Origin of the sequence: Rummeliibacillus pycnus, assembly GCF_050459865.1 — a bacterium.
Lineage (GTDB): Bacteria > Bacillota > Bacilli > Bacillales_A > Planococcaceae > Rummeliibacillus > Rummeliibacillus pycnus_B.
The window spans coordinates 89,687-108,771 of the sequence record NZ_JBCMNM010000042.1; the positions used below are offsets into that span (position 1 = coordinate 89,687).

Annotated in this window: 17 protein-coding genes; 13 read left to right on the forward strand and 4 right to left on the reverse strand. The window is 34.3% G+C overall.

Going from position 1 to position 19,085, the window contains the following annotated elements; genetic code table 11:
* The first annotated feature begins 471 nt into the window (after positions 1-471).
* The 4 genes from ABE048_RS10435 to ABE048_RS10450 all read left to right on the forward strand — a co-directional run bounded on the left by ABE048_RS10435 (position 472) and on the right by ABE048_RS10450 (position 5,058).
* Entirely contained in the window at positions 472-1,041 is a 570-nt protein-coding gene (locus ABE048_RS10435; protein ID WP_430311170.1) for a VanZ family protein, read from the forward strand.
* Between the two features lie 114 nt (positions 1,042-1,155).
* A complete protein-coding gene (locus ABE048_RS10440; protein ID WP_430311172.1) occupies positions 1,156-2,001 on the forward strand; it encodes a DUF2785 domain-containing protein in 846 nt (281 codons plus the stop codon).
* Positions 2,002-2,589: 588 nt separating this feature from the next.
* Entirely contained in the window at positions 2,590-3,813 is a 1,224-nt protein-coding gene (locus tag ABE048_RS10445) for an amidohydrolase family protein (RefSeq protein ID WP_430311230.1), read from the forward strand.
* A gap of 24 nt (positions 3,814-3,837) precedes the next feature.
* Positions 3,838-5,058: an amidohydrolase gene (locus ABE048_RS10450; RefSeq protein ID WP_430311174.1), complete on the forward strand. Its 1,221-nt coding sequence runs from the start codon at positions 3,838-3,840 to the stop codon at positions 5,056-5,058.
* A gap of 88 nt (positions 5,059-5,146) precedes the next feature.
* Here ABE048_RS10450 and ABE048_RS10455 read toward each other — a convergent pair whose 3' ends face one another.
* The 3 genes from ABE048_RS10455 to ABE048_RS10465 form a co-directional block, all read right to left on the reverse strand.
* The gene (locus tag ABE048_RS10455; RefSeq protein WP_430311176.1) at positions 5,147-6,046 is read right to left on the reverse strand and encodes a LysR family transcriptional regulator; all 900 of its coding nucleotides are present in this window, start codon (positions 6,044-6,046) and stop codon (positions 5,147-5,149) included.
* A 558-nt stretch (positions 6,047-6,604) separates the two neighbouring features.
* Positions 6,605-8,350 carry a methyl-accepting chemotaxis protein gene (locus ABE048_RS10460; protein ID WP_430311177.1) on the reverse strand — a complete coding sequence of 582 codons (1,746 nt, stop codon included), beginning with the start codon at positions 8,348-8,350 and terminating at the stop codon, positions 6,605-6,607.
* A 361-nt stretch (positions 8,351-8,711) separates the two neighbouring features.
* Complete coding sequence (locus tag ABE048_RS10465; RefSeq protein WP_430311179.1) at positions 8,712-9,254, reverse strand: TetR/AcrR family transcriptional regulator; 543 nt, start codon at positions 9,252-9,254, stop codon at positions 8,712-8,714.
* A gap of 169 nt (positions 9,255-9,423) precedes the next feature.
* On the opposite strand from ABE048_RS10465, the gene ABE048_RS10470 reads away from it, so the two are divergent.
* The gene (locus tag ABE048_RS10470; protein ID WP_430311181.1) at positions 9,424-10,857 is read left to right on the forward strand and encodes a DHA2 family efflux MFS transporter permease subunit; all 1,434 of its coding nucleotides are present in this window, start codon (positions 9,424-9,426) and stop codon (positions 10,855-10,857) included.
* A 245-nt stretch (positions 10,858-11,102) separates the two neighbouring features.
* Here ABE048_RS10470 and ABE048_RS10475 read toward each other — a convergent pair whose 3' ends face one another.
* Positions 11,103-11,852, reverse strand: a complete 750-nt coding sequence (locus ABE048_RS10475; protein ID WP_430311182.1) for a polysaccharide deacetylase family protein — start codon at positions 11,850-11,852, stop codon at positions 11,103-11,105.
* Positions 11,853-12,134: 282 nt separating this feature from the next.
* Between ABE048_RS10475 and ABE048_RS10480 the strand changes: the two genes are divergently transcribed.
* From ABE048_RS10480 to ABE048_RS10515, 8 genes are all read left to right on the forward strand, one after another.
* On the forward strand, positions 12,135-12,533 hold the full coding sequence (locus ABE048_RS10480; RefSeq protein ID WP_430311184.1) for a VOC family protein: 399 nt from the start codon (positions 12,135-12,137) through the stop codon (positions 12,531-12,533).
* 178 nt (positions 12,534-12,711) lie between these two features.
* Entirely contained in the window at positions 12,712-12,987 is a 276-nt protein-coding gene (locus tag ABE048_RS10485) for a hypothetical protein (RefSeq protein WP_430311186.1), read from the forward strand.
* A 279-nt stretch (positions 12,988-13,266) separates the two neighbouring features.
* Positions 13,267-13,884, forward strand: coding sequence for an HAD family hydrolase (locus ABE048_RS10490; protein WP_430311187.1), 618 nt, complete (start codon positions 13,267-13,269; stop codon positions 13,882-13,884).
* A 590-nt stretch (positions 13,885-14,474) separates the two neighbouring features.
* The gene (locus ABE048_RS10495; protein ID WP_430311188.1) at positions 14,475-15,311 is read left to right on the forward strand and encodes a transporter substrate-binding domain-containing protein; all 837 of its coding nucleotides are present in this window, start codon (positions 14,475-14,477) and stop codon (positions 15,309-15,311) included.
* A gap of 13 nt (positions 15,312-15,324) precedes the next feature.
* A complete protein-coding gene (locus ABE048_RS10500) occupies positions 15,325-15,975 on the forward strand; it encodes an amino acid ABC transporter permease (RefSeq protein WP_430311190.1) in 651 nt (216 codons plus the stop codon).
* An 18-nt stretch (positions 15,976-15,993) separates the two neighbouring features.
* A complete protein-coding gene (locus ABE048_RS10505; protein WP_430311192.1) occupies positions 15,994-16,740 on the forward strand; it encodes an amino acid ABC transporter ATP-binding protein in 747 nt (248 codons plus the stop codon).
* Positions 16,741-16,759: 19 nt separating this feature from the next.
* Positions 16,760-17,914, forward strand: coding sequence for a saccharopine dehydrogenase family protein (locus ABE048_RS10510; protein ID WP_430311194.1), 1,155 nt, complete (start codon positions 16,760-16,762; stop codon positions 17,912-17,914).
* A gap of 244 nt (positions 17,915-18,158) precedes the next feature.
* On the forward strand, positions 18,159-18,614 hold the full coding sequence (locus tag ABE048_RS10515; RefSeq protein WP_430311232.1) for a DUF1643 domain-containing protein: 456 nt from the start codon (positions 18,159-18,161) through the stop codon (positions 18,612-18,614).
* Positions 18,615-19,085: the final 471 nt, after the last annotated feature.

The window sequence follows — 19,085 nt, forward strand, 5'->3', positions numbered from 1 at the left end:
CTTGGTAGTTGTTAATAGTTTAACAATTCAGAATTTATATGAACAGTTACTATAGATGTATTTTTATCGAATTATCAGAATTTTAATAGAAATAGAAAATAGTCTTGGTATCTGTCAGTCAATCACGTATGAATAATATTATTCAACAATCGGGCGCTTTCCTGGAAAGAAGGAAAGGATCTTTTTTCTGATATTTTAAGGCTACTTATAGTTCAACAATTAATAGTATCTTAGATTATTAAATATCCAAGTATGAAAAATGCTTTCTTTGAACACAATAGAATCTAAAGTAATAGATTTAAATAGCTATATTGTTGAATAACACCTAGATATCTAGGTGAAGGTTTAGGTGAGTTTATGAAACTTTGTACTTAAAGTAATGGTGCAGGATAGTTAAAGAAAAACACTTCCACATTTGTCCATTATACGATACACTAACTTATACAGTAATTTCCAGATTGGAGTGTTTTGGTGGTTCAATTATGGAGGGCATTTGGAGTATTAGTACCTTTATTCTTAATAACCATTTTAGCGGTAATTTTGATTACTTACTTTGTTAGCAGAAAGAGAAAATTAGATTTCAAAAGTGTAATTGTTAACGTGATGTTTGTTCTTAGCATTGTTGGAATTTTAATAGTAACTGTTTATCCTAAAGTATATAATCCAGGAATGCCGAGAATTGTTAACTTAGTACCTTTTATTGGAATGTACAATATTATGTTTAATTCAGTTGATATAATCGTACCTATTCGTAATTTAGGGCTTAATATTTTACTATTTGTTCCTTTTGGTTTTTTTCTAACTTTGAAAAAGTCGTCTTTTCAAAAGAATCTAAAACTATTTGTAATACTAACAGGATTTCTGTTTTCTTTGTTTATTGAAATGGTGCAGTTTTCTATTCCTATGGGGCGTTCCGCAGATGTAGATGATGTAATATTAAATACTATTGGAACATTTTTAGGGTTCATAACTTGGAAACTTCTCCATTCTAAATTGCGAAGTATTTCCTCTTCTAAGGAAGTGTCAAATGGATATATTTAACAGTTATCTCATTGCACTAACGGGTGCTTTACTTCAATAACAATAAAACAATATTCAACAATCGTGTACGATTAGATGGTGGGCGAGTGAACGAATGTTGAGAGGGATGGGAAAATGAGCGATACAAGGACCAAATTGATGTTGGATTTGCAAAGAATTGAGAAGGATGAATATCAGTTACGCGAAGGTGAGCAACATCAAGATTTCTTACCTTTGTTACTTCAATATATTGGCGATCCTAAGCCAGAATTACGGGATAACCTGATTTATCCGATGTTTTATATGTGGATTAAGGAAGAGAATAGGTTCAGTGAAGAGGAGTTGCGTAGCCTCGTAACTGTTCTGACTGATGAAAACCATTTGTTATATAATATTGGCAGCGAGGATGATCAGTCAGTTTTTACAAGGACGTTCTCTGCCTTGCCTATCGCTTTGATTGTGCAACGCCACAGACAGAATCCATTTTTCAATCAAGCGGAAATTGAGCAATTAATGCATGCAATGCTCCGTTATTATAAAGAGGAGAAGGATCTGCGAGGTTACCTTTCAGTAGGAGGGTGGGCTCACAGCGCGTCTCACGGTGCGGATGTTTTTGTAGAGCTGGTGCAGTGCGAGGAGAGCAGCGTCGCACTGCTCCGTGAGGTTCTTGTCGCTATTTCTGGTATGCTTCATAATGGTAGACACATTTTTAGCGATGAGGATGATGAGCGGTTGGTCAACATCGTGGATACGATGATTGATAAAGAATTACTTCCACATCAAGAAATCGCTGATTGGATTAATGGCTTAGCGCAATGCTGCAATTTGCCGAGAAGTCGCAGTCAGATGATTGCTCGCGTGAACAGCAAGAATTTTTTACGCAGTCTCTATTTCAGAAGGGGACAAGATAGCCGAGGGAATGAGCTTAACACCGTCATGCTTGGTACTGAGGCAAAATTGAACACGTTTTCTATCAGTTAAAGGATTAGAGGGGCTGTCCCAGTTTGTAAGAAAATCAAACAGAAAAGATGAAAAAGATCAAAATTGGAAACCACAATAATTTAGCTATTAAACAAAAGGGCGCTATCCTTGAAAAAGGATAAGCGCTCATTTTTCATTTAAGGACCAGATTTTATAACTACTTTAAAGTGTATATTGTGAAAGTATACACTTAAACTATTGAAAAGGTTTCCGGCACTTAACTGATACGAAAACTGCTTACAAGTAGCATGAATGCCTGAATAGATAAGGCAAATTGATATGAATATTGAATAAAATACCTGCCAAAAGCAGCCCAAAGATCTCTTCGGATATATTAAAAAACTAACGAAAAGTTATATTTTTAATATTATTAATATAGTTTATACCATGATAGCATTATCAATATAAGAGGGAAGGATGGTATGAAGATAGGTAGGGGCATGTTAATTTTATGGGTATTGCAAACCAATCAATCAACGCAGACTACCTATGGTGCAACATCAACATAAAGACGGAATCAAAGAATACCAACGCTGGAATGAATTAAATAGATAAACGCGCAATAACAAACGAGGGGGAAAGTAATTGATAGGTAAAACATATTGGCTAAAGAATGTTCAATTGGAGACCAGCTATCATTATCTAGATGGTATAGTTACAGGAACTAAAACGGAAAGTTTCCACGTTCAAGTTACGGAAGGCAAAATAACAGACATTGTTTCGGCGGATAAGCCTTTAGAAACAAATTTCCCTGTGAAGGACGCAAAAAACTATTTGATGTTGCCTTCCTTTAGAGATATGCATGTACATCTCGACAAAACATACTATGGTGGACTATGGAAAGCACCATCCATTCCGACGAAGGGAATTATCACTCGTCTGGAAGAGGAAGAAGTATTGCTTCCAAAACTGCTTCCTGTTGCGACAGAACGGGCAGAAAAGTTACTGAACTTGCTAACTAGTAAAGGCTCAACTCGTATTCGTGCACATTGTAATGTCGACCCAGTAATTGGCTTAAAAAATCTTGAGGCAACTTTACGTGCTGTGGAAGCTTATAAAGAAAAAGCCTTTGTTGAAATAGTTGCTTTCCCACAACATGGATTATTGCGCAGTGATTCCGTTCAGCTTGTAAGAGAAGCCTTGCGCAATGGGGCTTCACTTGTAGGTGGTGTCGACCCAGCAACCATTGACGGAGATATTGAAAAATCGTTGCAAACTGTAATGGAGCTTGCTGTTGAAGCAAATGCAGATATTGATCTTCATTTACATGAAGGTGGTCATCTAGGTATCTTTACCTTTAAACGGCTTGCAACTCTAACACAAGAAGCTGGATGGCAAGGTAGAGTCACAATTAGTCATGCATTGGCATTTGCCGATATTTCACGTGCAGAAGTATACGAAGTAGCTGAACTACTAGCCGAGCAAGGAATTTCAATTGCATCTTCAGTTCCACTTGGTCATACAATACCAATCCCACTGCTTCAAGAGAAAGGTGTCAATGTGTCTCTTGGTGTTGACAGCGTTATGGATCACTGGTCTCCCTTTGGAAAAGGAGACAGCTTAGAAAAAGCAGGAACATTGGCAGAACGCTTCGGTTTAAGCGATGAACGTTCACTAGGACAAACCCTTCGGTATATTACCGGTGGCATAACCCCGTTAAATAAAGAAGGAGAACGTACTTGGCCAAAAATCGGTGACAATGCTGATTTCGTTTTTGTTGATGCAAGTTGCTCAGCTGAAGCAGTTGCAAGGAGAGCAACCAGAAAGGCTGTAGTTTTTAAAGGAAATTTTGTTACAGACAATCTTTCATAATTCACATAAGAAAGGATAGATAATATGCACAATACATTTTGGCTAACAAACGCCCTGTTAGAGAGTAAATACCAAGTAGATAGCAATATGGTAACCAGCACAAAGACCGATTGCTATCACCTTTTAATTCAGGATGGGAAAATTGCAAAAATTATCTCTGCTAGTGAGACTATTTTAGACGACTTCCCACAAAAGGATGTAAAACAGTTGTTACTTCTACCATCTTTTACTGAAAAACATTGTCATTTAGATAAAACATTGCTAGGTGATGAATGGCGTGCAGTAACACCAGTTAATCATATTTATGATCGACTTGAAATCGAGAAAAAAATACTCCCTTCTCTAAAAACAACCACACAAGAACGGGCAGAAAAATTACTGGATATATACTTGAACGCCGGGGTAACACACGTTCGCACCCATGTGGACATATATCCAGAGGTTGGATTAAAAAATTTAGAAGAGGTCCAAAAAGCATTACAAACATTTGAAGGTAAATTATCATATGAAATTGTTGCCTTTCCACAACACGGATTGTTACGTACAAAGGCACATGATTTGGTAAGGGAAAGCCTGCGTCAGGGAGCAACGTTGGTAGGTGGGGTCGATCCAGCTACAGTTGATGGTAATATAGAAAAATCGTTACAAGATATGGTTGAACTTGCTATTGAAGGAAATGCGGGAATCGACCTACATTTACATGATCCGGATCACCTCGGTGTCTATACCATGAAAAGATTGGCACAATTAACGAATGAAGCTGGTTTGCAAGGTAAAGTAGCAATCAGTCATGCATTTGGACTTGGCGATATCTCAAAGGCACATGCAGAGGAAATGGCAGAAATTTTGGCTGATGCAGGAATTTCTATAATTACTAGTGTACCAATTGGAAGGAAATTCCCTCCTGTAGGCTTATTGCACAGGAAAGGAGTCCATGTTTCTGTTGGATACGATAATATTTTCGATGTCTGGTCACCATTTGGAAACGGAGACATTTTGGAACGTGTTAGTCGTTTGGCAGAGATTTCAGGGTGGGCTGATGAACGTTCATTGTCACAGACGCTTGGATTTATAACAGACGGGAAAACTACTTTGAATGATGAAGGCAATCAGATTTGGCCAAAGGTCGGAGACGAAGCAAACATTGTCTTTGTTAAAGCTTCATGTTCTGCCGAGGCTATTGCTAGAAGCTCCAATAGAACCGCTACGATGTTTAAAGGTAGTGTAGTTGCGGGAGAAATATAAGAAAGAAAATCCTTGAGACTTCATCCAGGGAAATCCCAATTCTCAATTATGACATTGAGAGATTGGGATTTTTAATGCTGGAATATCCTTAACACTGTAAATCCGTGATTTCCTTGATGTCCCCCGTTAACAGTTTTGTAAAGTTTTGAGCAGTTTTTGATAGATAATGATCCTTCAGCCATATTAAGCCCGTTGATGCAGATAGCTCTGTATCTGTAATTTTGAAAGCCTGGATATTGTAGTTTTTGTATTGTTTAATGACGGTTTCCGGAACAATAGCTTCCCCAAAGTTACAAGCAACTAAATCTAATAAAAGAGAGATGTCAGAGCACTCGGCAATAATGTTCGGATGTAGTTGAGCTTTCGAAAATGCTTCCAAAATCATATAATGCACTCCCAATCCTTCTGTACTCGGTAATATCAGAGGGTGGTTTTGAATGTCAGCAAGCATAACCTGATGATTAAAAGGCTGCTTTTTATTTGAAGTAATAAAGTAAAAAGGTTCTGTATAAAGATGGATAGTTGAAAAATCATCTAACTCGAGCGGTAATCGAATAATCGCCAGCTCTACAATCCGGTCTCTCACTAATTGACAAAGATGAGATGACTCATTTTGCTGAACTTTATATGTAACTTTAGGATATTTTTGGTGAAATTGGTGAAGTAACTCAGGTAATCCGGTTACCGAAAAAGTATTGATACCTATCGTCAGTCTTCCACTTTCCCCGTTTCCGACTTCCTTTACATCCATTTTGGCTTCTTCCATTAACTGAGTCATTTGTAGCGCATACTTATATAAAGCCTTTCCTGCTTCCGTCACTTCTAAAAATTTCCCAGTTCTCTCTATTAATTTCGTTCCTAATTCATCTTCCATTGTTTTCAGTTGCTGGCTTAGCGGAGGCTGGGAGATATGAAGCCTTACAGCGGCAGCAGAAATTTTTCTTTCTTCTACAATTGCTATGAAATATCGCAGTTGTCTAATATCCATAGATGAAAAAAACTCCCTTCTTATATGGAAAACTTAAGTAAAATTAATTTTTTTATATTTTTCATATACTACAAATTAAGATATCATAATTTTAGACGAAAAGAAATTTCCCGCAACGGCTTTAAACCACGATGTATTTTTAAGCAAAAAAAATTTGCAGATGTTAATTAGAACATCGAGATAGGTTAATAAAAGCTTTTCTTGCGAGAAATCTTTATTTTTAAGCCAATAAGAACTAATTTCTATTAGTACATGGAAAAAATAAATATTTTATTTGAACGTGAAACAATACTTATTTTCATTAAAAGGCCATATGCATTTTAACTGAAGAGGGCAAGCTCAAAAGCTTAGGAGGGAGGGATTATCATTCCCTGACGTTCGTTATTGTATCAAATCATCTTGTAAATTGAATATTTAAATTTCTTTCCAAAGTAATTGGTTGGAGTGCTGTTCAAGTACGAAACGTTCAGGAAATTAAAGAACCAATTGCCGATTAAAGATCGGCAACTGGTTCATAGATTGGATTGGTATTTTATTCTAAAGATTATCTTTTCATTCTTAAATTACATGGGAATTGTCTGGATTTTTGACACCTACATCAAACTTTGAAACAGTTTTTTCAAGATCTTCCGCCATTTTATTAAGCCTTAATACGGCGTGAAGGATATCTTGATTGTAGTTTTCTTGTTCAATTGTTCGGTCGACCACACTTTCTGTTGCCTTCGCGGCCTTATTTGCAAGCATCGTCGTTTCCATTACTCCTGCTGTGATTTCCTCCGAGAATGCTGACATTTCTTCTGAAGTTACAGAAACTTGTTTCGTTTGAGATACTACGCCCTGAATAGAGTGGAGAATACTTTCAAATGATTTTCCAGCTTCTTCAACAGCTTGTATACCATCTTCGACATTTTCTGTTACAACATTCATTGTTTGTACTGTTAAACTCGTATCCACATTTATTTTAGAAATCAAATCCGATATGCTATTTGCTGATTTCTCCGATTGTTCAGCTAGCTTTCTTACTTCTTCAGCTACTACAGCAAAGCCCTTTCCGGACTCACCAGCTCTCGCAGCTTCAATCGCAGCATTTAATGCAAGTAGATTCGTTTGTGAAGCAATGTCACGAATGATATTTATAATAAGTGAAACTTCGTTTGATTGATTCTCGAGTTCTTTAATTGCATTTGCCGATAATTGAACAGATTGATGAATAACATTCATTTGATGAATCACTTTTTCAATGCTACTATTTCCGAGCTCTACATTTTGTAAGCTAGTCGATGATAATTGAGATACATTTGAAGAAGCTTCAGCAATTTGTTGGATGCCCTCTGACATTTGCTCTAATGTAACAGAGCTTTCCTCCGAGCTTTTATACTGTGCATGCGCTCCTGCCGATACTTCCTGAACGGACGCAGAAATGTGGCTAATTGCTTCACTTGCATTCTCGCTACTTTTAGCCACTGAATTGGTCGTGTCAATTAACTGTTTGGACCCAGAGTTTATGCCAAGAATGATATTTTGTAAATCTAATACCATCTTTTGAAATGCTTGTGTTAAAAGTCCAATTTCATCTTTTCGGCCTGTTTCTATCACGACAGTTAAATCACCATTACCAACTTTTCTCACTTGTGATGTTAATTTTCGTATAGGTTTCGTTAAATAATCTGTGAAGAAATAAACAATGCAGATCCCTACTAATAGGATAATCAGTGTAATAGTAATAATTTTCATTTTATTGGCATCCATGGCATTATAAACAGCTGTGGCATCCAAATCTGCCCCCAATAATCCAATCACTTCTCCAGCCTTATTTTTTATCGGAGCATAAATAGCTAGTACAGCACCATATTCTGCATCATTTGATAACTGAAATTGTACTTTCCCTGTTTCAAATACTTGTTTCATTTTAGGATAGGATTCAGGTGATTCCTCTTGAACACCAATCGTTGATTCCTCACTTGGCGTACTATCTACCATATAGTAGTATTCGTAGTCTTCACCCTTTTTCACACGAGACATCGTATACAAACTAGATACCTTATAAAACTCTTTAACAGAGCCTAGTTCTTTTTGTAATTCTAGATAATACCCGTCCTTTTTAGCACCAATTTCTAAATTTTGATAACTTTTATCATCTATCTTAGAGATTGCATGATCTATCATAGCTAAGTTTTGTTGACCAACAGTCTCTTTCACTAGATTTAACGATGAACGATAAACAAAAAAGCTAATTAGAAAACACGAAATAACCAGTAAAATTGAAAAAACCATTAACATTTTAATCTTTAAACTACTTCTCATCGATGAACTCCCTTTGATTATATTAATATTCCATTTCCTACCGTGGACATATCCCCAAAATTTAAGAATATCAGGAGTTATACATTTTGCAATATTATCCTGAGTGTAATATGGGTATTTCAGCATTAGTTATTTAAATATATTACCAACACTAGGGTACAATGTGTGTGGGTATTAACCTATTATAGCAGATTTCTTTTTCAAGTCTGAATTGTTTGTTAATTCTGTATTTTGCAAACAATTGAATTTTATAGATTAAAAGTTAATAAAAAAGCTTGTTACAGTTATTTATAATCGTAACAAGCTCTTTTTACATTGAAGAAAGTATTATAAAAGGGGAGTAAGGATACTTCCAAAATAATTATCGATATAATTCATTTATTTGTTTTGCTATATATTCAGAGCTAAAATCAACCCCATCTCTGAGCCACCACATGATTATCCCAAGTATTGAAGATGCGATAATATCCATTGACAGAGTTATTTCCGTAGGATCAGTGTATTCACTTTCACGTTGTATGACAATTAAGTCCTTTAAAAACATATGCATTTTTTTATTGAAACCAGGATTCTCAAATAGAACAGCTAAAATTTTTCGATGCTTATAAAAATAATCTAAAAACGTAATTAATTGTTCTTGATTATTTAAGTTATCAATTTGTAAAGTTGGAGACATTTTCAACAACAAGTCGTCGAAAATATCGTAAACTAACTGCTTTAATAAATCCCTAATATCTAAAAAATGTAAATAAAAAGTTGCTCGATTTAGCTCGGCACGTTTGGCTATTTTTTGTACTGTAAGTTTCGAAATATCTGGGTTTTCAATCAATATATCTACGACAGCTTCTTTAAACATTCGTTTAGAGCGAAGAGCTCGTGGGTCTTGCTTTTTTTGTGTGCTCAATTTAATTCTCCTTTATCTATTAACACGAAATTAGTAAATATTATTTTAAAATTTGTTGTTTAATTGACACTTCTTGAAAAATTGTAAATAGGAATCAATAATAAAAAATGCTATTATCTATTTTATTGACACAGTGTCTAAAAAACAAGCGGGAAGAGGAAGATCTTATATGTCGGAATCAATAAAAATAAATAAAAAAGTTTTATTAACTGTATTAATTTTAGGGTGTTTTTTATCTACACTAAATCAAACATTGTTAAACGTTGCATTAAGTAATTTAATGGACGTTTTTTCTGTTTCTGCTACAACTATTCAGTGGTTATCTACTGGTTTTATGTTGGTTAACGGGGTGTTAGTCCCAATTACTGCATATTTAATGAAGCGGTTTTCTACACGCCAATTATTTATAAGTTCAATGCTATTTTTATTATTGGGCTCTATTTTGTGTGCAGTAGCACCAAACTTCGCTACATTACTAATAGGCCGTATGATTCAAGCCATTGGAGCAGGAATTATTATGCCATTGCTAATGAGTATAGTTATGTTTATTTTTCCTCCAGAAAAAAGAGGCAGTATGATGGGATTAATTGGACTAGCCATGATTTTCGCTCCAGCAATTGCACCAACATTAGCAGGTTTTATAATAGATTATTATTCGTGGCGCTGGTTATTTATCGGAATAATTCCATTTGTTATGCTAGTCATATTAATGGCAATTAAATATTTAGTTAATGTTTCAGAAACAGCAAAAACGAAGTTAGATGTAGTGAGTGTTATTTTATCAACAATTGGCTTTGGTCTTATTTTGTATGGTTTTAGTAATGCAGGAAGCCATGGTTGGGATGATAAAGTCGTAATAGTTTCTATACTTGCGGGGATAGTGACTACAGTAATATTCTGTCTTCGACAAATTAAATCTTCTGATCCACTTCTTAACTTATCCGTTTTTAATAATAAATTATTTACTTTAACTTCCATCATCAACATTATTGTCACAATGATGATGTATGCGGATATGATTTTATTACCAATATATTTACAAAACGGAAGAGGATTTACTGCATTAGACGCTGGTTTATTATTATTACCGGGTGCTCTTGTAAATGCCTTTATGTCTCCAGTTACAGGGAAAATGTATGACCGCTTTGGTGCAAAGCCGTTATTTATTATAGGTTTGATTTTCGTCATTCCTTCAATGTGGGTTGTAACAGATCTAACAGACACAACAACCTATACCTTTTTAATGGTACGTACCATTTTCCTACGTATAGGATTGAGTTTTATCACAATGCCATTGAACACAGCTGGTTTGAATGCCTTACCTAGAACACTTGTGACACATGGTACAGCAGTGAATAATACCTTACGCCAAATTTCAGGTGCAATTGGATCTGCTGTAGTTATTACAATTTTCACAGCACAAACTACAGAACATGCGAAAACATTGATAAAAGAAACACCAAATGCTACTGCTGAAGCCATTCGAACAATTGCTTCAACCTTAGGTTCAAGTGATGCGTATTATTTCATGACAATCTTAGCTATAATCGCATTTGTTTTAACTCTATTTGTACCATCTAAAAATAAGATTCAACAACAATAATAATTGTTAAGTAATCAAAATATGGCGTTACTTTAACCGAATTATTTTTGAATGCATACACTTGCAACAAACTTATTAATGATTTTGTGTGTAAATACATTTAAAAGGATAGAAAATGAACAAATTTAAAGAGCCTTACTACAAAAAAGTGTAGTAAGGCTCTTATATTACAAATAAAGGCGTTGGGATTACCTTAATTTGCTTTACGAGAGCATTTTCTTACATTAATTGAATAATATTTTGTCTTATTTTTTTCCTTTAATCTCTTTTTTTACCATTTCTTGTTCTTTTAACAGCTCCGAAATAGTTACAAATTTATAGCCTTTCTTTTGAAGCTCGGGCAAAATTTTTTCTAAAGCTTTAACCGTTTGTTTTCTATCACTACCACCATCATGAAAAAGAATCACATCCCCAGGTTTTGTTCCTTTTAACACTGTATTAACAATCTTATTAACTCCTGGATCGTCCCAATCTCTTGTATCTTGATGCCAAGACCACATCACTACTTTATATCCCTCTTTAACAACTTCATTAACTAAACCATCTGTATATCTGCCCTCAACTGGACGAAATAATGTTGGAGTGAAACCTGTTATACTATAAATTGTCTCATTTGTTTTTTTAATTTCCTTTAATATTTGTGACACACTACCTTTAAGAGGATGAGTATAGGTATGATTTGCTAATTCATGTCCTTCTTCGTACATCCTTAAAACCACTTGAGGGCTCTTTTCTGCATTTTTACCAAGAATAAAAAATGTTGCCTTTGCATCATACTTTGATAATAAATCTAAAATTTCAGCAGTGTAAGTTGGATGAGGTCCATCATCAAAGGTCAGAGCAACAATCTTTTTTTTCGTTTTAATATCCCAAACAATATATCCAGCTTCTTCGTAATACTTTCTGCCTTTATCTGCTAAAGTGCTTTTTATAAGAAAGAAAAAGGAAACAAATAAAATACAAATCGTGAATACAAAAATATATTTACTTTTCAATTCTTCACTTCCTGTAAAAATTATTTTTAGAAATACTACTGTAATTATCTTCTACTGAAAATAACCATTTATGCTTTTAAAAATTAATTTAAATTGAACGTTAAATTATTAGAATACTTCCAATTTCGCTGTATATATGTTGCTGCTCATTATCTACGTGATGTGTAACATATTGATTATTTATTCAACTTACCGTCCCAATAGTCTTTTCCTTACTTACAAGGATAATCAAAATACATATTGAATATATAATATTAAAAAATTTAAGGAGGAATCTTGATTTTGTCTAACTTCATAACGCATATCGCTACTATTGAAATCCCTGTCACTAACCTTAATAAATCTATCGAATTTTATATTGACATTCTCGGTGTTAAGGTAGTGTTTAGAGGTAATAAGCAAGCAATGCTCTCCTTTAGTACAAAGGGAGTCCCAACGATTTTCTTAGTTGAAACTAAAGAACAAACGGGCTTATCTTTTATCAATACAAATAACGATATTGAACATAGTGTAATTGACTTCTATACTCCTAATTTAAAAGAATTTTATAATTGGCTTATCGACAAAGAGGTTACAGTCGGAACCCTAAATGTAAATAATGAAAGTTTTGGAGGTTTCGGATTTAAAGATCCCGATGGAAATCTTCTAAGTGCTTGCAACATACTTCATCAAAACCAATAAATACTCCTGTCCACCAACTATTGGTGGATTTTTTGATATTCGCATAATCCTTCTTTAATGACGTAGCCTCTATATCACTAAATCTACGAAATATTCAGCAACAATTTACATGAATCATCTTATTATTTTTTTGAATGGTACAATTATGAAATATATCATTAACAAATGGAGAGATATTATGAAAAGGATAAAATGGTTAATAGGAATCGCTTTTATTATTGGAGTTTTACTCACGATTTTAAATTTTGCAACTACTGGTATAGATTTATATAGCAAAAAGTTGGAGCAAGATGTATTGTTCACAAGTATTTCTTTAGTGAGTCAGATATTGTTTCTTGTATGTATAGTACTTGGATTATATTGGCAGAAACACAAGGGCGATCTATTGATGATTTGGGTGATTGCACTAAGCTTTTTGGCTTTAGGCTGGAATTTGCATTTTATACCAATGTAAATTGAATAATAATAACATCTCGATATGATAAGTTCCATCCTTGTTGCACATTTTTCTTCTATTGTTCAATAAGTTTTATCTGAACTAGAGAGATTTAAAGGAAATCAAGGAGCATATCGAGTTGCTTGTACTTTGAACATTGAGAAATTTAAAGATCGTAGTCAATCAATGAAAATATTTAATCACAGACATGAATTTTATATCCTTCTAACTCAGTATTTTTCCTGCAAAAAACATGATTCGTACGTATATTTTATAAATGTAGAGGAGGACATACATATGGATAGCATAATTTTCGATTTAGATGGAACTATTTGGGATTCTATAGATACTGTACTACTGGCATGGAATAGCATAGTTGAAGAAAATAAGCAGGTAGAAAAGAAGTTAACAAGAAGAGACTTCGAAGGTACTATGGGACTTCAAATGGGCGACATAAGTAGCAAATTATTTCCAAACTTAGATATAAACACTCGAACACAATTAATTAAACAGTGCTTTGAGATTGAAGGAAAATATATAGAGGAACACGGTGGAATTCTTTTTGAAAACTTAGAAGATGTACTATATAGCCTTTCTAAGAAATATAAACTTTTTATCGTTAGCAATTGTCAACAGGGTTATATTGACGGATTTTTTCGGTATCATAAACTAGAGAATTACTTTTTAGATTATGAAACCCCCGATAGAACGGGGCTTACAAAAGGTGAGAATATCAAATTAATAATTGAAAGAAACAACCTTTCAAAATCTGTTTATGTTGGAGACACAGAGGGTGATCTAAAGGCGTCTAGATATGCGGGTATCCCTTTTGTTTACGCAAAGTACGGTTATGGGAATGTAAGTGAATATGATCAAGTTATAGAGAAATTTGATGATCTTTTAGATTTATTCTAAAAAAATTTATATTTATTAATTTCATGTTCAATGTGGTATTATTATCCAAAAAAGGGGGTGGATTTATTGGGTGATCCAATGCGTGAAATGATGATTTTTATATTTCCACTTTTCACTCTCTTGATGTACGTAATTCCTGTTGTTTTAATTGTTTTATTTCAATTAAATTTCTTAAAATACAACAAGAAAGAAATAGTATTTTGAAAACAATGGTAGAAAAAATAGATAAAAATAAGTTTGATTAGACAGGGGAACCTGTCTTTTTTTATGTCCTTTTTACTTCTATTGTTCAAAAAATTTTCTGAACATAGAGGGATATAAAGAATTATTCAACAAGAGAATGGATTGGAGCCAGTCCATCATTCTTTTGATGTCTTATTAATAGAAAGAGACTTCATTTGTGTTGAGAACAGGCACTTGCAGCTAAACTATATTTTATCAAATAAAATTTTCGTATAAAGATCACTCTATCATTATAAATGTCTCAATATTCGGAATTTAGTTCTACCTATATTCTCTACCACATATATTTTCATAGTATAACGAACGAACAACTTCAATATATAAATTTAAACAAGGGGTGGGTATTGATGCGTAAATCTATTTATGTTCTATTTTCTGTAATTCTTCTGTTAGGCATTCTAGCAGGATGTGGAACCAAGGGTAATCAAACAGCAAAGAATAGCAGCAATGGTAACAAGAATACTGAAGCTACCAGTGGGGATGTATGGAAACGCATACAAGATAAAGGTGTTCTAAGAGTAGGTTTCGAAGGCACTTATCCTCCATTCAATTACCAGGATGATTCGGGTGAATTAACTGGATTTGACGTTGATATTTCAAAGGAGATAGCTAGTCGTTTAGGGGTTAAAGTTGAGTTTATAACTTCCAAATGGGCAGGGTTGATTGGGGGATTAAATGCAGATAAATTTGATACGATTATTGCTCAAATGACGGTTACTGATGAGAGAAAGAAAAGTGTAGATTTTACTGATCCTTATATTGTAACCGGTGCAGTTATTGTAACGCATAATGATACAAATAATATTAAGACTTTAGAAGATTTAAAAGGAAAAAAAGTGGGAGCAGCTGCTGGTACAAGTTTTGCTGATTTAGCAAAGCAAGCTAAGGGTGCAGATGTAAAGTTATATGATGGTGGATTTAGTACCTATGTGAATGATGTAGTTAATAAAAGATTAGATGCTTTAGTAAACGATAGTCTAGTGATGGGATATAACATTAAAAAATCAGGACTTCCAATTAAAGTTACTAGTGAACTATTAAGTAGAGATGAAAATGCTATGGCAATCAAAAAGGGTAATGAAGATTTTGTTAAGAAGATGAATGAAAAACTAGGTGAGATAAAAGAAGATGGAACTTACGAAAAAATTTATATGAAGTGGTTTGGTATGAAACCGTTGGAGTAGGGAGGGAAATAGTATGGATATAGTCCTTGGTGCATTACCTTTACTATCAAAAGCTGCACTAATCACAATTTATCTTGCTGTTATTTCTATGGCTATTGGACTAGTCATAGGTTTAATAGTAGCATTAGCTCGCGTTTCGAAAAATAAAATCGTATATAACCTAGCTACATTTTACGTATCCATCATCCGGGGCACTCCTGTATTGGTTCAAATCTATTTAGTGTATTTTGGATTACCGCAAATAGGAATCTCACCTGGCGCTATGACATCAGGAATTATTGCATTAAGTATTAATACAAGTGCTTATTTATCAGAATCATTTCGTGCCGCAATCATGTCTGTAGATAAAGGACAAACGGAGGCAGCCCATTCGCTAGGGATGACGAATGGACAAGCAATGAGAAGAATAATTATTCCACAAAGTATTCGAACTGCTATTCCTACTGTTGGTAATACGTATATTGGATTGCTGAAGGAAACATCATTAGTCTCCGTTATAACGGTTACAGAGCTGCTTTACCAAACGACGCTTATCATTGCAAAGACTTTCCAACCATTAACTCTTTACATTGCAGTAGCTATTATATATTGGGTAATATGTACCTGCTTTAATCTATTCCTAAATTGGTTAGAGAAGAGATCATCTCGCCATGTGAATGTATAAGTTAGGAGTTGAATAACAATGATCACTCTAAAAAACATCAAAAAGAACTTTGGTAAAAATGAAGTGTTAAAAGGTATAGATTTAGCGGTAGAAAAATCAGAAGTTGTTGTTATTATGGGACCAAGTGGATCTGGGAAGTCAACATTATTAAGATGTATGACTCTTTTAGAAGAAATAAATGAAGGATATATAAAAATTGATGACATTGAGATAAATGCTGAACCAGAAAATCGACAAAGGAAAAATAAAATCAGGGCTTTGCGAAAAAGTACAGGGTTTGTTTTTCAACATTTTAATCTTTTTCCTCATAAGACGGCATTAAAAAATGTAATGGAAGGTCCAATGACTATTAAAAAGACACCTAAAGATGAAGCAAAAAAATTAGCATTGGATTTACTTACTAAGGTTGGATTGAAAGACAAAGTAGATCTTTACCCATCTGGTCTATCTGGTGGTCAGCAACAACGTGTAGCGATTGCTCGAGCGCTTGCGATGGAACCAATAGTCATGCTATATGACGAACCAACTTCTGCTTTGGACCCAGAACTAGTTCGAGAAGTTTTACAAGTAATGAAGGATTTGGCCAAAGAAGGAATGACCATGGTCGTTGTGACACATGAAATGGGATTTGCACGGGATGTTGCGGATAGAGTGATTTTCATGGATAACGGAGTCATTGTAGAAGAAGGAACGGCGGAACAAATATTTAATAATCCAAATCATGAAAGAACACGTCGATTTTTGAATAGCGTTTCAAATGGTTAATAATTAGGGGGAATATCGATTGAAAATTGTTGTTTTAGGTACGGGTATGATTGGTACTACTATTGTGCATGAATTAGCGAATAGCACTAAGTTTGATGAGATATTAGCTGTTGATGGATCAGAAACAAGCCTTGCTAATTGTCTAAAAACTATTCAAAATCCAAATGTATCGGGTAAGGTCGCTGCACTAGGAGAATTTGATACCGTGGTGAAAATTTTACAAGATGCGGATATTGCCATTGCTTGTTTGCCACATGCTCTTAGCTTACAGACGGTGAAAGCTGCAATTGAGGCAAAATGTAATTTAGTAGATTTAGTAGGATCGAAGTTTGAGGAGAAAGTCGAATTAGATGAATTAGCAAAATCGGCAGGTATTATTATCGTTCCTGGATGTGGTGTTGCACCCGGTATAGTTAGTTTCCTAGCTGCAAGAGGTGTAGAACTTTTGGATGAAGCAGATGAAGCAATCATGATTTGTGGAGGTCTTCCAAAGGATCCGATACCTCCACTTTGGTATCAAGTGGTATTTAGATTGGAAAGTGTTTTAGGATTATATACGAGAAATCCCGTTGCAGTTGAAGATGGAGAAATAGTGCAAATACCTCCATTTTCGGGACTAGAAAGCTTAACCTTCCCAAATCCAGTAGGTGAATGTGAAGCGATAGCATCTGATGCTCATAGTGTAGCTCATGTATTAAAGGATAAAGTAAAACGAATATATGAAAAGACAGTACGATACAAAGGGCATTTTGAAAAAATGAAAGTCTTATATGAACTTGGCTTTTTAGATGAGAATCCTGTCGAGGTTGATGGCCAACTTATAACTCCTAAACTTTTAGCCATGAAATTGCTTGAGCCAAATTTAAAAGGTAAATCAAAAGAGGATATTACCGTTTTACGTGTCATGGTAAAAGGTAGAAAAGACAATCAAGAACTAACATTAAAATGGGAAATGATAGATTTATATGATAATGAGAGAAATATTACCTCTATGGCTAAAACAACTGGTTTCCCAGCTGTCATCATGGCTGAATGGATTGCAGAAGGCAAAATTCCGAATATTGGTGTAAATCCTCCAGAAGAATTGATTATTGGTGACTTCTTTGACCCGTTTGTCAGCGAGTTAGAAGAAAAAGGGATTAATATATCTTTTAGTCAAGAAATTTCAGGGTAGTTTTTTGCCTCAGTATTTATTGATAACTATGGATTAGGATAGTATGGAAGTTTAATTGAGAACAACTGCATATTCAGCATTCAAGATAAATAAGAATGTAATAATTAAGGACTCCACCGGGGGGGTCTTTTTTATAGATAAATAGCCGTTCTATTTTTAGTTATACGTTAATAATGCTGCAATTAAGGGGGGAGGAGTCATAAGAAGAGAAGCTGTTATAGATGGTGATTATCGTTATTCTTTAATAAGAGAATGGGACGATTCAAATCCAGCAAGAGTAGCCTTTGTATTACTAAATCCGAGCACTGCGGATGGTATTGAAGATGACCAAACCACTAAAGTATGTATTGAATTTGCAAAGAGATGGGGATATGGTTCACTTGAGATTGTAAATCTGTTTGCTTTTCGAGCAACTGATCCTAATAAATTGAAGATCGAGAAGGACTTTTACAAAATAGTGGGGGAATATAATTATTCTTACATTAAAAATGCCTTAGAAAGGGCAAATAAGATTGTTGTTGCTTGGGGGAAACATGGGAAAATTCAAAAACGTAATATGGATGAATCCCTAAAAAACTTGTTTTCAAACTTTCAGCTGTACTGTTTCAGAGAAATTGCTAATCATCAACCAAAACATCCTCTAGGGGTGAATTATAATACTTCATTAATAGAATATAAATTTTATAAGAAATCTGAATGACATATATAACTTCGAATTAAGAAAAGAAAAAAAGTGTCCTAATATTAAACGGAACAAATACTTACTATAATAAATTTTAAGAAAACTTGGTACTTAAGCTCAGAAGGGTTACTTAGCGTATAAGCAGAAAATCCCTTGATGGAACCAACTATCTACTTGACCGTTCGATGTATCTACATCGGCGGTCTTTTTAGATGCGGCTAATCCAATATTCAATTGTAATCCAACAGTGAATCATACTTTGAATATTCAAGAGTGAACTTCCGCGATTTCAGAACAAATTTCCGCGTTTTTGGATGAAAGTTCCGCGATTCTAGTCCATACTCCCGCAATTTTCCAAATTATATCCGCGAATACATCATTTTAAGTCCTACCTTAGAACAAATCTCATAATTCTTCCATATAAAAAGAAACTGTCTTTTTAAAGTAGCAAAATTTAGAGATTTTTTGTCTATTAAACAAGATCAAAAT